Source organism: Streptomyces himastatinicus ATCC 53653 (assembly GCF_000158915.1).
Classification (GTDB): domain Bacteria; phylum Actinomycetota; class Actinomycetes; order Streptomycetales; family Streptomycetaceae; genus Streptomyces; species Streptomyces himastatinicus.
In genome coordinates, this window is sequence record NZ_GG657754.1 from 5,415,837 (window position 1) to 5,429,980 (window position 14,144).

Annotated in this window: 13 protein-coding genes; 5 read left to right on the forward strand and 8 right to left on the reverse strand. The window is 71.0% G+C overall.

Annotated features, from left to right (window positions below; all coding sequences use genetic code 11):
- Positions 1 to 183: 183 nt before the first annotated feature.
- Positions 184 to 1,710: an MFS transporter gene (locus SSOG_RS22920; protein WP_009716623.1), complete on the forward strand. Its 1,527-nt coding sequence runs from the start codon at positions 184 to 186 to the stop codon at positions 1,708 to 1,710.
- 77 nt (positions 1,711 to 1,787) lie between these two features.
- Positions 1,788 to 2,573, forward strand: coding sequence for a TetR/AcrR family transcriptional regulator (locus SSOG_RS22925; protein ID WP_009716624.1), 786 nt, complete (start codon positions 1,788 to 1,790; stop codon positions 2,571 to 2,573).
- A 41-nt stretch (positions 2,574 to 2,614) separates the two neighbouring features.
- Here SSOG_RS22925 and SSOG_RS22930 read toward each other — a convergent pair whose 3' ends face one another.
- The 3 genes from SSOG_RS22930 to SSOG_RS22940 form a co-directional block, all read right to left on the reverse strand.
- Complete coding sequence (locus tag SSOG_RS22930; protein WP_050799929.1) at positions 2,615 to 3,469, reverse strand: YceI family protein; 855 nt, start codon at positions 3,467 to 3,469, stop codon at positions 2,615 to 2,617.
- A 188-nt stretch (positions 3,470 to 3,657) separates the two neighbouring features.
- Entirely contained in the window at positions 3,658 to 6,150 is a 2,493-nt protein-coding gene (locus SSOG_RS22935; protein WP_483754816.1) for an MFS transporter, read from the reverse strand.
- 128 nt (positions 6,151 to 6,278) lie between these two features.
- Complete coding sequence (locus SSOG_RS22940; protein ID WP_009716627.1) at positions 6,279 to 6,764, reverse strand: MarR family winged helix-turn-helix transcriptional regulator; 486 nt, start codon at positions 6,762 to 6,764, stop codon at positions 6,279 to 6,281.
- Positions 6,765 to 6,964: 200 nt separating this feature from the next.
- Here SSOG_RS22940 and SSOG_RS22945 point away from each other — a divergent pair, with 200 nt between their 5' ends.
- Positions 6,965 to 7,165, forward strand: a complete 201-nt coding sequence (locus SSOG_RS22945; RefSeq protein ID WP_009716628.1) for a hypothetical protein — start codon at positions 6,965 to 6,967, stop codon at positions 7,163 to 7,165.
- A 57-nt stretch (positions 7,166 to 7,222) separates the two neighbouring features.
- Here SSOG_RS22945 and SSOG_RS22950 read toward each other — a convergent pair whose 3' ends face one another.
- The 4 genes from SSOG_RS22950 to SSOG_RS57525 form a co-directional block, all read right to left on the reverse strand.
- Positions 7,223 to 8,095: a hypothetical protein gene (locus SSOG_RS22950; RefSeq protein ID WP_009716629.1), complete on the reverse strand. Its 873-nt coding sequence runs from the start codon at positions 8,093 to 8,095 to the stop codon at positions 7,223 to 7,225.
- 38 nt (positions 8,096 to 8,133) lie between these two features.
- Positions 8,134 to 8,964, reverse strand: a complete 831-nt coding sequence (locus SSOG_RS22955; RefSeq protein ID WP_039938434.1) for an RNA polymerase sigma factor SigF — start codon at positions 8,962 to 8,964, stop codon at positions 8,134 to 8,136.
- A 183-nt stretch (positions 8,965 to 9,147) separates the two neighbouring features.
- Complete coding sequence (locus SSOG_RS22960; RefSeq protein ID WP_009716631.1) at positions 9,148 to 10,002, reverse strand: RNA polymerase sigma factor SigF; 855 nt, start codon at positions 10,000 to 10,002, stop codon at positions 9,148 to 9,150.
- A gap of 195 nt (positions 10,003 to 10,197) precedes the next feature.
- Positions 10,198 to 10,332, reverse strand: a complete 135-nt coding sequence (locus SSOG_RS57525) for a hypothetical protein (RefSeq protein WP_281048219.1) — start codon at positions 10,330 to 10,332, stop codon at positions 10,198 to 10,200.
- A 226-nt stretch (positions 10,333 to 10,558) separates the two neighbouring features.
- On the opposite strand from SSOG_RS57525, the gene SSOG_RS22965 reads away from it, so the two are divergent.
- A complete protein-coding gene (locus SSOG_RS22965; RefSeq protein WP_009716633.1) occupies positions 10,559 to 11,584 on the forward strand; it encodes a 6-phosphofructokinase in 1,026 nt (341 codons plus the stop codon).
- Positions 11,585 to 11,718: 134 nt separating this feature from the next.
- Here the strand turns inward: SSOG_RS22965 and SSOG_RS22970 are convergent, their stop codons facing one another.
- Positions 11,719 to 12,585 carry a universal stress protein gene (locus SSOG_RS22970; protein ID WP_039938436.1) on the reverse strand — a complete coding sequence of 289 codons (867 nt, stop codon included), beginning with the start codon at positions 12,583 to 12,585 and terminating at the stop codon, positions 11,719 to 11,721.
- 278 nt (positions 12,586 to 12,863) lie between these two features.
- Here SSOG_RS22970 and SSOG_RS54885 point away from each other — a divergent pair, with 278 nt between their 5' ends.
- A complete protein-coding gene (locus SSOG_RS54885; RefSeq protein ID WP_009716634.1) occupies positions 12,864 to 14,093 on the forward strand; it encodes a DUF6777 domain-containing protein in 1,230 nt (409 codons plus the stop codon).
- Positions 14,094 to 14,144 lie beyond the last annotated feature (51 nt).

A 14,144-nucleotide genomic window follows, 5' to 3' on the forward strand; every position in this document is an offset into this window, starting at 1 on the left:
GAAGGTGCCGGGGTGCACGGCCGCCTGCGCCATGGCGGACGTGAATCCGTAGGGCACCGGCCCGTACCCGTATGGAGGCCCGGGCGCGGACGCGGCAATTCGCTGTACGGCGTACAGTGGCACTTGTACGGTGTAAGCCAAACACGTAGCCATACACCGTACAAACGTCTCCCTGGAGTCCCCATGACGGCCTCGACCGCCGATACCGGACCGGCCGCCCCGCCCGGCACCGCCTCCGGTGGCCATCCCCAGCGCTGGCTGATCCTCGCGGTGATCTGCCTCGCCCAGCTCACCGTGCTGCTGGACAACACGATCCTCAACGTGGCGGTCCCCTCCCTCGCCCGGGAAATGGACGCGACCACCGCCGACATCCAGTGGATGATCAACGCCTACTCGCTGGTCCAGTCCGGACTGCTGCTCGGCGCGGGCAGCGCCGCCGACCGCTACGGCCGCAAGAAGATGCTGGTCGCGGGGCTCGCCCTGTTCGGGGTTGGCTCGCTGGTCGCGTCGATGGCGCAGGGGGCCGGGCAGCTCATCGCCGCCCGCGCCGGGATGGGCGTGGGGGGCGCGCTGCTCATGACCACGACGCTCGCCGTCGTGGTGCAGATCTTCGACGACACCGAGCGGACCAAGGCGATCGGCGTGTGGGGCGCGGTCAGCTCGCTCGGCTTCGCCGCGGGACCGCTCATCGGCGGCGGTCTGCTGGAGCACTTCTGGTGGGGTTCGATCTTCCTGATCAACCTCCCGGTCGCCCTGCTCGGCCTCGCCGCCGTGGTCTGGCTCGTCCCCGAGTCCAAGAACCCGACCGGCGACCGCCCCGATCTGCTCGGTGCGCTGCTCTCCACGGTCGGCATGACCGGGGTGGTGTTCGCCATCATCTCCGGGCCCGAGCACGGCTGGACCTCGACCCGGGTGCTGCTGTCCGCCTTCGTCGGCGTCGCCGTGCTGACCGGGTTCGCGCTGTGGGAGCGTCATATCCCCTATCCGATGCTGGACATGCACTTCTTCCGTAACCGCTCCTTCGTCGGCGCCGTCGCGGGCGGCATCCTCGTCGCGTTCGGCATGGGCGGCTCGCTCTTCCTGCTCACCCAGCACCTTCAGTTCGTGCTCGGTTACGACGCCCTGGACGCGGGGCTGCGCACCGCGCCGCTCGCCCTGGTGATCGTGGCGCTCAACCTCACCGGTGTCGGGGCCCGGCTGCTGCCGAAGCTCGGCACGCCGCTGACGATCGTCACCGGCATGGGGCTGCTCGCGCTCGGCCTCGCGCTCATCGCGGTCCTCGGCGCGGACGGCTACGGCGGGATGCTGCTGGGGCTGGTGGTGATGGGGGCCGGTATCGCGTTCGCCATGCCCGCGATGGCGAACGCCATCATGTCGGCGATCCCGCCGGAGAAGGCCGGGGTGGGCGCGGGGGTCAACGGCACCCTCACCGAATGCGGCAACGGGCTCGGCGTCGCGGTCCTGGGCGCGGTGCTGAACTCCCGCTTCGGCTCGCTGCTGCCCGCGGCCGCCGCCGGAGCCGGATCGCTCCCGGCCGCCGTCGCCGCGGCCCGCACCCCCGAGGACCGGGCGGCCGTCAGGGACGCCTTCGCCTCCGGGGTGGAGACCAGCCAGCTGGTCGGCGCTGCGGCCGTGCTCGCCGGTGGGGTGGTGGCCGCGCTGCTGCTCCGTCGGGCCGAGCGATCTTCACAGACGCCGTCCGCGGCATAGCATCGGACCTGTATGACCCGTCGCGCATCGTGTCCGCCTGATACGCGGCAGCAGCGCAGCGAAGAAGGAGAGCCGCCATGGCAACCGGCAGCCGTGTCACCCGCCCGCGGTCCAGCGTCTGGCTCTCCGAGCGCAAGGCCCCCAAACGCAAGAGCGATCAGCAGCCGGTCGGTCTCGACCATGTGAAGATCATCGCGGCGACCGTCCGGCTGCTGGACGCCGAAGGGCTCGCGGGCTTCTCCATGCGCCGGCTGGCGGCGGATCTGGGGGTCACCGCCATGTCGGTCTACTGGTACGTGGAGACCAAGGACCATCTGCTCGAACTCGCCCTCGACGCCGTCATGGGAGAGATGGCCCTCCCCGCGGAGGCCGCCCAGTCCGCCGAGCCACTGGAACGCCTGCCCACCGAGCCCCGGGACTGGCGCGAGCAGCTGCGCCAACTCACCTTCGAATACCGTCAGTTGCTGGTGCGCCACCCCTGGCTGTCCCCGCTGCTGGGGGAGTACTTCAACATCGGGCCGAACTCGATGGCCTTCTCCAATGCCGCGCAGCGGGTGATGCGCACCAGCGGACTTCCGGACGACAAGATCACCAGCGCGCTCTCCCTCGTCTACCAGTTCGTCTATGGCTTCAGCACCATCGAGGGCCGCTTCTCCGCCCTCTGCCGGACGCTGGGCGTGACCCAGGACGAGCTGCTGGAGGAGGTGATGAGCTCGGTCGAGGAGCGCCCGGAGTTCGACGAATCGCGCAAGACCATGGAAGCGAGCCGCGGGCAGACCGTCGAGGAGATGCGCAACCGGGAGTTCTCCATCGCGCTGGACTTCGCGATCGCCGGTATCGAGGCCCTGCGGGACGCCCCCTAGCCCGCACCCGCACCCACGCCCGCGAGCGGGCGGCGCGGCGGTCATGCCGCCGCCGGAAGCTCCTCGCCCTGCACAGCCTGTATGTCCAGCTCCACCCGCAGGGTGGTACCGATCGCCGCGATGCCCGCCGCGACCACCTGGTTGTAGTTCATCGCGAAGTCCTCGCGGCGCAGCTCCGCCGTCGCCCGGAAGGCCGCCCGCACCCCGCCCCAGGGGTCGGGGCCCGTGCCCAGATAGGTCAGATCCAGGTCCACGTCCCGCACCACACCGTGCATGGACAGCTCACCGTGGACCGTCCACCGGTCCGGCCCGGCCGCGCTCAGATGGGTGCTCTGGTAGGTGAGGACCGGGAACTGCTCCACGTTCAGAAAGTCGGGCGACTTCAGGTGGCCGTCCCGCATCCCGTTTCCGGTGTCGATGCTGGCCGCCTGGATCACCGCCTCGACCCGCGACTTCTCGATGTCCTCGGCGATCTCGATCCGCCCGCCGAAGTCCGTGAACCGCCCGTGCACGCTGGAGATCCCCAGGTGCTGCGCGACGGCCCCCACCGTCGAATGCGCGGGATCCAGCGTCCACGCCCCGGGCGGCGGCAGCTCCACCCCGCCCTGCCGGGCCAGCACCACCGTGCCCGCATCGGCGCGCCCGGCCGCGGTGACGATCGCCGTCGACGCCACCGGTGCGTAACCCACCGCGGTGACGATGATCGTGTACGGACCGGGCGACAGCGGCTCCTCGCTGTGCACCGAACCGTCCTCGGTGGCCTGGGCGCGCAGCACCTGCCCGCCCGTCATATCGGTCACGGTCAGCACCGCGTGCTGCACCGCCCATCCGTCGCGGGTGAGGATCCGGGCCCGCAGCCCCGCTCCCCCGCCTGCTCCTGCCCCAGTGGTCGTCATGCCCTGCGTCGTCTCCTGCTCCCGTGCTGCTTGGTCTTCCGCGCCCGGACCGGGCAGCGGTGTGAGGCCGTCCCCTGCCTGATGTACACCGCTGCCCGGCTCCGGGTTCCGGGTCCGGCGAAATGTGTGCCGCCCGGACCGGGGTGGGGGCGCGTCTCCGCTCTGCTCACGCCCCCGCCCCGGGGTTCTCAGTCGCCGGGGTGGGCGAGTTCGACGTCGTGTCCGTCGATCCCGTGCCCGGCGACCGTGAGGTTGCCCGCGACCGGCGGGTAGCCGCTCGCGATGACCGTGTAGTCGCCCGCGTCCAGGTCGGTGAAGGCGTACGCGCCGTCCTCCCCGGTGGTGGCGGTGGCGACCACGTTCCCGGCCCCGTCGACCAGCGTGACCCGCGCGTCCGGCAGCGGGCGGCGGTCGGCCCCGGCCCGTACGGTGCCCTGCACCCGGGCGCCGGCCTGGAGCGCTATCTCCAGCCGGGTCAGGCCCTGGGAGCCGACCTCGACGGGCAGCGCGGCGGGCCGGAAGCCGGGCGCGTTCACCGCGACCGTGAAGGTCCCGGCGACCAGTTCCTCGAAGCTGAACTCGCCCCGCTCACCGGTCTTGCCGGTGGCCAGCACCTCACCGCGGACATCGGTGACCACGACCATCGCCGCGTCCACCGGCTGCCCGTCGTCGGCGCCGCGCACGGTGCCCACGAGCCCGCTGGTGGCCGACAGCACGATGTCGAAGCCGAGCGGCTCGTCGCCGACGACGACCGTGGACGCCTGCGGCTGGTGGCCGTCGGCGGCCGCGATCAGCACGTACGAGCCGGAGCCCGGGGCGTCCAGGGCGTACGAGCCGTCGCTGTGCGCCACCGAACGGCCGAGCTGCCGCCCGGCGAGCGAGATCAGCGTCACCGCGGCGCGCGGCACGGCGCCGCCGTCCCCGTTCCGCACGAAGCCGTGCACGCCTTGCCGGGGCTGGTGCCCGGACCCGCCGTCACCGGCCGAGGCGAACGCCGCCAGGCGCTGCGGAGCGACCGCGGCGGCCGTCGCGCGGTCGGCGTCCGACGTGGACAGATCGGCGGACGGGGCGCCCACCAGGGCGGGCTCCCGCTCCTCGATCCGGTCGGGGCCGGTCATGGCGTCCGCGGGGGGCGCCGACTCGGCGGCAGCGGCGGGCGCTTGCGAATCGGGAGCGGAGCTGGCGTTGGTACGCAGTGCGACCTCCTTGATGAAGAGGGTCAGCAGGAAGGCGAGCAGCGCGGCCGGGGCGGCGTACAGGAAGACGTCCCCGATGCCGTGCCCATAGGCGCTCTCCATGATCGTGCGCATGGGCTCCGGCAGTGCCTTCACATCGGGGATGCCCCCGCCGCCGGTGCCGCCGTGGCCCATCGCCTGGCCCTTGGGGCCCAGCTCGGCGAGGCCGTCCTTGACGTAGTGGGTGACCCGGTTGGCCAGCACGGCGCCGAGCGCCGAGACGCCGATCGCCCCGCCCAGGGAGCGGAAGAAGGTGACGACGGAGCTGGCCGCACCGAGGTCCTGCGGAGCCACCTGGTTCTGGGTGGCCAGCACCAGGTTCTGCATCATCATGCCGATGCCGAGGCCCATGAGCGCCATGAAGATCGCCATGCGCCAGTACGGGGTGTCGTACCGGATGGTGCCCAGCAGCCCGAGGCCCGCCGTCACCAGCGCACCGCCGCAGACCAGCCATGCCTTCCAGCGACCGGTCTTGGTGATGATCTGACCGGAGATGGTCGAGGAGACGAACAGGCCGCCGATCATCGGGATGGTCATGAGGCCGGACATCGTCGGCGTCTTGCCGCGCGCCAGCTGGAAGTACTGGCTGAAGAAGACGGTGCCGGCGAACATCGCGATACCGACGAAGAGGGAAGCCAGCGAGGCGAGGGTGATCGTCTTGTTGCGGAACAGCCGCAGCGGAATGATCGGTTCGCTCGCCTTGGACTCGACCAGGATGAAGAGCAGGCCGAGCACGAGCGAGCCGCCGACCATCGCGTAGGTCTGCCAGGAGATCCAGTCGTACTTGTCACCGGCGAAGGTCACCCAGATGAGCAGCAGCGACACCGCGGCGCTGATGAAGAAGGCGCCGCCCCAGTCGACCTTGACGTCCCGCTTGACGACCGGGAGCTTCAGGGTCTTTTGCAGGACGATGAGCGCGATGACGGCGAACGGGACGCCCACGTAGAAGCACCAGCGCCAGCCCAGCCAGTCGGTGTCGGTGATCACGCCGCCCAGCAGCGGTCCACCGACGGTCGCGACGGCGAAGGTCGCGCCGAGGTAGCCGCTGTAGCGGCCGCGCTCGCGCGGGGAGATCATCGCGGCCATGACGATCTGGGCGAGGGCGGAGAGTCCGCCGACGCCGATGCCCTGGACCACCCGGCAGGCGATCAGCATGCCGGGGTTCTGCGCCAGACCGGCGACCACCGAGCCCGCGACGTAGATCACCAGGGCTATCTGGACCAGCAGCTTCTTGCTGAACAGATCGGAGAGCTTGCCCCACAGCGGGGTGGTGGCCGTCATGGCCAGCAGGGTTGCGGTGACCACCCAGGTGTAGGAGGACTGGCTGCCGTTGAGATCAGCGATGATCTCGGGTAGTGCGGCAGAGACGATGGTCGACGACAGGATCGCGACGAACATCCCGAGCAGCAGCCCGGACAGCGCCTCCATGATCTGCCGGTGGGTCATCGGTGCCGCGGCTTCGGCACCCTGGCCGTGGGGGCCGCGGTGTCCTCCTCCGCCATGCTTGGCGTGGGCGGGGTGCCCCGCGGGTCCCCGCACACCGCCGTCCGGTGTGGTCGTTGCCATGAATGTCCTTAACTTTGCGAAGGTGTACGGGTGGTGCTGTCGGCCGGGTACGGCAGGAGCCGGTGCCGGGTGTCACCGAAGCTCGTCCGCAGCCGGGCGAGAAGTTCATTGAGGCGGCCGACGTCGTCGTCCGACCAGTCGCTCAGACAGCATGCGAGTGCCTCCGTGTAGCGCTCGGATACCTGACTGAGCAGCTGCAACCCGCTCGCGTTGATGCTGAGCAGCCGCGAGCGCCGGTCGAGCGGATCGGGCTTGCGGTCCACCCAGCCGCGATCGGCGACATGGGCCACATGGCGACTGGTGACCGACATGTCGATGCCGAGCAGTTCGGCGAGTTTGCTCATGCGCATCTCGCCGTAGCGGTCGAGGAGCATGAGGACGACGGCCGAACCGGCCGGGCAGTCGGCCGGGAGGACGCGGCCCAGGCCGCGCTTGACGGTGCCGATGGCGCTGAGCTGACGGGCCAGCTCTTCGTACTGACTCTGCGCTGCCATCGCACCTCCCTGACTTTAGGTTGCTTTAGGCAACCATAGAAGAAGTTAGTTGCTACAGGCAAATGACAGGGTGGGTTGGGGCGGTAAATTCCCCTTAAAGGCTTGTCCTCTTATCGGTCAAATGGGGCCACTGAGATGTGAGGTGCCTGGAGTGACCCAGGGGTGGGCGGGAATCCGCTCGTTCGCTAGGGTCTGGGCCCATGGCGAACAACCCCCAGAGCCCCAACGGCAACCAGGATCAGTCCGGCTCCACCCAGATGTTCCGCGCGTTCGTCGACGAGGGCGGACGGCAGCCGCAGACGGCCGCCACCGCGAGCGGCGGCTCGCGGGTCGGCGTGATCGTCGGCGTGGTCGCCGCGATCGTCATCGTCGCGGCGGTGGCCTGGCTGGCGCTGGGCTGATCCATCCGGCCCGTCAGGGGCCGTCAGGCATCGGGTCCTTCGGGGCCCGTCAGGTACTCACGACACCTCTGGTGTCCCGGACTCCCGGGGCTTCGGGGGCTTCCACGGCTTCCAGTCGACGGAGACGTCCCGGGTCTCGATGTGCATGCCCAGCGGAACCCGCCAGGCGTCCACACACACCTTCCAGCTCCGTGTGCGCTTCTGACCCGCGCCGATCGGCGCGGGCAGCTTCCTCTTCGACTCCAGCGTCGCCCAGTCGAGGCCGAGCGCGTCGATGACGTGCGTCGACAGCGTCACCGTGCCCGATACGACGGGCAGTCCACCGGTGTTGCGGAACTCGACGCTCACTTTCTCGCACCAGCGCTCGTCGGTCGCCGTGCGCTCGGGGTCGCCGACCTTCAGGGCGGCGGGTTTGCCGGGCGCGGAGGGCGAGGGTGACGTGGTGCCTGGCGGGGACGAGGGGACGGGCTCGCCGTTCGTACGCCCGCCGCCGGGGTCGCTGCCGCCGCCCGGGTCGTCGGCATCCGGTGAGCCGGTGGCCTGGGGCCGTGATGACGCCGAGGGCGCGGGCGTGCCGGTCTCCGCACCCGATCCGGTGGTGGGCCCGGTAGTGGGGGACGCGCCGCTCGCCTCGTCCGTACCGGCCGTCCCCGGGCTCCCGCCTGGTCCGCCCTTGCCGTCCGTACGGCCGCGCGCGCCGGGGTCGTCGTCCTGGTCCAGCGGCACCAGGTCGACGCCGCCGTCCGGGGGGACGGCCTTCGTCGGGGCCCGCCCGTCGCCGGGCCCGGCCGCCCCGGTCGCGACATGGCCCTCGCCGCCTCCGGCGCAGCCGCTGAGCAGTGCGCCCAGGCACAGCGCGGCCGCCGAGGAGGCTATCGCCGTGCCTCGGCGGCCCGTTGTCCGGCCCTTGCGCATCCCTGCGGGTCGCATCGGGCCAGTGTGGCTGACGACCCGTCAGGAGTACAGGGTCAGTCCGCGATGAGTCCCTCGCGCAGCTGGGCCAGGGTCCGGGTGAGCAGCCGGGAGACGTGCATCTGGGAGATCCCGACCTCCTCGCCGATCTGGGACTGCGTCATGTTGGCGAAGAAGCGGAGCATGATGATCTGGCGCTCGCGCGGGGGCAGTTTGGCGAGGAGCGGCTTCAGCGACTCGCGGTACTCCACACCCTCCAGGGCGCTGTCCTCGTACCCGAGCCGGTCGGCCAGCGAGCCCTCGCCGCCCTCGTCCTCCGGGGAGGGGGAGTCCAGCGAGGACGCGGTGTAGGCGTTGCCCACCGCGAGCCCGTCGACCACGTCCTCCTCGGAGACGCCGAGCGCCGTGGCCAGCTCGGTGACGGTCGGGGAGCGGTCGAGGGTCTGGGCCAGCTCGTCGCTGGCCTTCGTGAGCGCCAGTCGCAGCTCCTGAAGCCGCCGCGGGACGCGCACCGACCAGCTGGTGTCGCGGAAGAAGCGCTTGATCTCGCCGACGACGGTCGGCATCGCGAAGGTCGGGAACTCCACGCCGCGTTCGCAGTCGAAACGGTCGATGGCCTTGATCAGGCCGATCGTGCCGACCTGGACGATGTCCTCCATCGGCTCGTTGCGGCTGCGGAACCGGGCCGCCGCGTAGCGCACCAGCGGAAGGTTCAGCTCGATGAGCGTGTCACGTACATAGCCTGCTTCCTCGCTGTCCCGGTCGAGTGCGGCAAGCCGCAGGAACAGGGAGCGGGAGAGGGTGCGGGTGTCGATGGCGTCGCAGTCGTCAAGCACGTGCGGTGCGTCGTTGGTGAGCACCTTCGAGCTGCCCAGTTCTACGGACATGCCACCCCCTTGAGGTCGCGGACGGATCCCAGTTGCGCTCTCCGCGTTCAAACGCAGCCTCCCCCTGAATACCGGAGGTCGGGCCGCGGCAAACGCGACTCCAGCAGAATGTCACATGTCGGCAACACGCTGTAGCGCCATGTCGACATTACAGCGCCGAAGGGGCGGGGTGGGGGTCCCTCGTCACGATGACGGTTCGATCCGATTTGCGGATCTCAGCCTGGCGAAGCTGCGGGACAGCAGCCGGGACACATGCATCTGTGAGACACCCAGTTCGGCGCTGATCTGAGATTGAGTCAGATTGCTGTAGTAACGGAGCAAAAGAATACGCTGCTCGCGCTCGGGCAGCTGTACGAGGAGGTGGCGCACCAAGTCGCGGTGCTCGACTCCGGCGAGCGCCGGGTCCTCGTAGCCGAGCCGGTCGACGAGCCCCGGCAGCCCGTCGCCCTCCTGGGCGGCCTCCAGCGAGGTGGCGTGGTACGAACGCCCGGCCTCGATGCAGGCCAGCACCTCGTCCTCGCCCAGGCCCAGCCGCTCGGCGATCTCGGCGGTGGTGGGTGAGCGGCCGTGCAGCACGGTCAGGTCCTCGGTCGCGCCGTTGACCTGCACCCACAGCTCGTGCAGCCGGCGCGGTACGTGCACGGTGCGGACGTTGTCGCGGAAGTAGCGCTTGATCTCGCCGACGACGGTCGGCATCGCGAAGGTGGGGAACTGGACGCCGCGCCCCGGGTCGAACCGGTCGATCGCGTTGATCAGGCCGATCGTGCCGACCTGGATCACGTCCTCCATGGGCTCGTTGCGGCTGCGGAAGCGGGCGGCGGCGTAGCGGACCAGCGGCAGATTGGCCTCGATCAGCGCATCGCGCACCCGGTTGTGCTCGGGGGTGCCGGCGGTGAGGCCGGACAGTTCGGCGAAGAGCACCTGGGTGAGGGCTCTGGCGTCAGCCCCGCGGCTTCTGCCGCTCTCGCTGCCGCCGTCACCTCTGCCGCCATCGCCTCGGGGCGGGGTTCTGGGCGCGGTACGGGCCGACACGGTCACGCCACCCCTTCACGATGTACTCACCCGGCAAAGCGGTCATAGCATCACAAGACATGTGCACTGTGTGCAAGCACCGCTTTACTACGTGTTGGTGGCGAAATTGCCCCATGCTGGGACAGGTGCTTCCGCCAGTACTCGGAAGGCGGAGCCGGTGATCACCCGGGTGCTGATCCCGGGCGGGTGTCCCGGCCTCGGTCAGTTGACCAGTTCGCTCATGAACTCCCCGACGCTCTTCGCGGCCTCCGATATGCCCTCGAACCCCACCTGGACGAGATCGGCCGCTCGTGCCGGGGTCTGGATGATCGTGTACAGCACGAAGACGATCAGCATGTAAAGCGCGATTTTCTTCGCCTGGGCCATCTCGTACTGCCTCTCCCGCCGTGTCCCCTGAGGTAATCGCGGCGGAGTCTATCCACACCGCACAAGGATCAGTCTTATCAGTCCGATCATCTGGCAGGTGATCCACAGGTGCGGACTCCGTGGAGTGGGCGCCCGGGCGACGATGGGTGGACTCTGGAGAGGGGCGGGGCATCGAAGGCCGTGGAGGGAGGCGGAGATGCGGGTGGGTGTGCTGACAGGCGGTGGCGACTGCCCTGGGCTGAACGCGGCGATCCGCGGCATCGTCCGCAAGGGCGTCGAGGTGCACGGCTTCGACTTCGTCGGCGTGCGGGACGGCTGGCGCGGCGCCATCGACGGCGGGATCGTGCCGCTGGACGTGCCGGCCGTGCGCGGCATCCTGCCCCGCGGCGGGACCATCCTCGGCTCGTCCCGCACCAACCCGCTGGCGAGCGAGGACGGGGTGCACCGGGTCCGGGAGACGCTCGCCGACTATGACGTGGACGCGCTGATCGCCATCGGCGGCGAGGACACGCTCGGGGTCGCCGCGGCCCTCGCGGACGAGGGGATCCGCGTGGTCGGCGTGCCCAAGACCATCGACAACGACGTCGCGGGCACCGACAGCACCTTCGGCTTCGACACCGCGGTCAACATCGCCACCGAGGCCATCGACCGGCTGCACACCACCGCCGAGTCCCACACCCGCACCCTGGTCGTCGAGGTGATGGGCCGCCACGCGGGCTGGATCGCCCTGTACTCGGGCATCGCGGGCGGCGCCAACGTCATCCTCATACCCGAGCAGCCCTTCGACGTCGACCAGGTCTGCGGCTGGGTGGAGGACCGCTTCAAGATCAGGTACGCCCCGATCGTGGTGGTGGCGGAGGGGGCCGTGCCGAAGGAGGGTCAGATGGTGGTCAAGGACTCGGCGCTGGACGAGTTCGGCCATGTGCGGCTGTCCGGCGTCGGGGAGTGGCTGGCCCGGGAGATAGCCGACCGCACCGGCAAGGAGGCCCGCACCACCGTGCTCGGGCACATACAGCGCGGCGGTACGCCCAGCGCGTTCGACCGCTGGCTGGCCACCCGCTTCGGGCTGGGCGCGGTCGACGCGATGAAGGATCGGGAGTTCGGCGTCATGGTCGCGCTGCGCGGTACGGACATCGTGCGCGTACCGCTCGCCGAGGCCGCGTCCGGGATCAGGACCGTCGACCCCGCGCTCTACGCCGAGTTCGGCGTGTTCTTCGGCTGAGGGGGGAGATGTGACCAATCGGAGAGGGGCGACGGGGGGCTGGGCCGGCATGGGCTGAGACGGGCTGACGAGGGGCTGGACTGACGGGAGCTGGGCCGAGAGGGGCTGACGGGGGTGAGGGCGTAGGTCCGTGGTCAGGCGGGGTGCGGTACGACGACCACCGGGCAGTGCGCATGGTGCAGCACCGCGTGCGCGACCGGGCCGAGGCGGCGCTCGGCCACCCGTGGGCTCGTGCGGCGTCCGACGACCAGCAGCCGGGCCCGCTCCGACGCCCGTACCAGCGCCTGCGCCGGGCCCAGGAGCACCACATCCGGCACCACCGCGACCTGCGGGTACTCCTCCCGCCACACCCGCAGGGCGTCGGAGACCACCTGGCTCTCCTGGTCCTCCCACAGGCCGCGGTCCTCCTCCAGCACGGTCAGCATCCAGGCGGAGGGCGCTGCTGGGGGCAGCTCCCAGGCGTGTACGACCCGCAGCAGGGCGTTCCGCTCCCGGGCGGCGCGGAAGGCGAAGCCGATCGTCTCGTCCGCCGGGGCGTGCGCGGTGAAACCGACCACGACCTCGTCCGCGTCCGGCGCCCGCGCCGCCGGGTCGGGCACCGTCACGACGGGGCAGTCCGCGGTGGCCGCCACGTGCAGCGCCACCGAGCCGACCGCGAGGCCGTCGAAACCGCCCCAGCCGCGCGCCCCGACGACCAGCAGTGCGGCGTCCGCCGCGGCCGCGAGCAGGGCCTGCTCGGGTTCGGCGTCGGCGTGCACCCCCTCGACGCCGAGGCCGGGGTGGCGGGTCATGAACTCGTCGGCCGTCCGTCGCAGCATCTGCTCGCCCACGTGCTGCCAGGCGTCCACCCCGGGCACCGGGGAGACCCTGCGCGGCAGCGGGGGACACGCGTGCGCCAGCAGCAGCCCCACCCCGCGGCGCAGCGCCTCCCGCGCGGCCCACTCGGCCGCCACCAGGCTGCGTTCTGAGCCGTCGACGCCCGCGACGACAGGGCCGGTCATCGCCTTCTCCCTCCCGGAGCGCGGATAGGGTTTTGCGTTTAGTCTAGATACGAGGGATTTATCCGCGATGTTCGGAGAGTCCTCTCCACAGAACCGCGAGGGGCAGCGGCCGCCCCCGGTCCGGGCCACCGGACCGGGGGCGGTTCTGCGTACCGCCGGGTCCCGCGGATGGGGGTGCCGGTCACGTCCCCCGAAGGTGGGGGCGGATCCCGGGTTTTCGGGGGACGCGGCGGTGTGCGGGGCGAGCGCAGGATGGGGACGACGGAAGGGAAACGGACATGCGCTCGATCTCATGGCATCTCACCTCGCGCCGATCAGGACTTGCCGCCGGATCCGTCGCCGTCGTGTCCGCCGTGGCGGTCCTGGGGACGGTCACCCCCTCCGGTCGGGCCGCGGCGGTGGAATACCGCCGTGAACCGGTCGGGAAGACCTCGGTACCGGCGTTCACCCAGGCCGTCGGCCACGACCGCAGACATGTGGTCTCGCCCTCCAACGGGGGCCGGGCCTTCCAGGGCGACACCCCCGGGCTCTACTCCGGGGTCCCGGGCCGGAAGCCCTGTGACCGGCAGGAGCTGATCCGTGACCTCAAGGCGACCCCGAAGAAGGCCGCCGCCTGGGCCCGGGTCCAGCACATCCGGCCGGAGCGCATACGGGCCTACGTCCACCGGCTCTCCGGCGTCGTCCTGCGGTCGGACACCTACGCCAGGACGTACGGCTACCAGGGCCGGGTGAAACCCGCGGCCACCGTGCTCCAGGCGGGCACCGCGGTGCTCGTCGACAAGCGGGGCATGCCGGTCGTGAAGTGCGCCTCCGGCAACCCCATCAGGGCGGCGGCGCCGAAGAAGAACGCCGAGCCGACGTTCACCGGCCCCGAGTGGTCCGGCTTCTCCCGGAACGCGGTCACCGTCATCCGCCCCGCCCCGGACGCGGTCAAGAAGATCACCGTGGTGACGATCGGGAAGTCGGAGCTGTTCCGGCGGGTGATCGGTGACGCCAAGGGCAAGAAGGCGCGGGACGCGGTGATCTCCCCGGCCCACTACCCGAAGTACCTGGCGATGCCGGGCGAGCAGAACGCCCCGAACCTGGCGGAGGCGCCGAAGAGCATCAAGCGTCATTCGCCGCTGGGCCTGGAGACCATCCGACCGTCCGAGACCACATCGGCGGAGCCGTCCCAGCCGACGGATCAGTCCCAGCAGCCCACGGATCCGGGCCAGCAGCCCACGGATCCGGGCCAGCAGCCCACGGATCCCGGGCAGCAGCCGTCGGACCCGGCCCAGCAGCAGCCCCCGCCGCCGCCCAACCAGCCGCCGTCCGACCCGGCTCAGCAGCAGCCGCCGTCCCAGCCGCCGTCCGACCCGGGACAGCAGCCCCCACCGCAACAGCAGCCCCCGCCGCAGCAGCCGACGGACCCGAACCAGCAGAACCAGCAGCAGCAACCCCAGCCCCCGCCGCCTCCGCAGCAACCGCCCCCGCCACCCCCGCCCCAGCAGCCGCCGCCCCAGCAGTAGCCTTCGGGGCCGCGCATGAAGGAGCCGTCCCGGCCCGGGACGGCTCCTTCG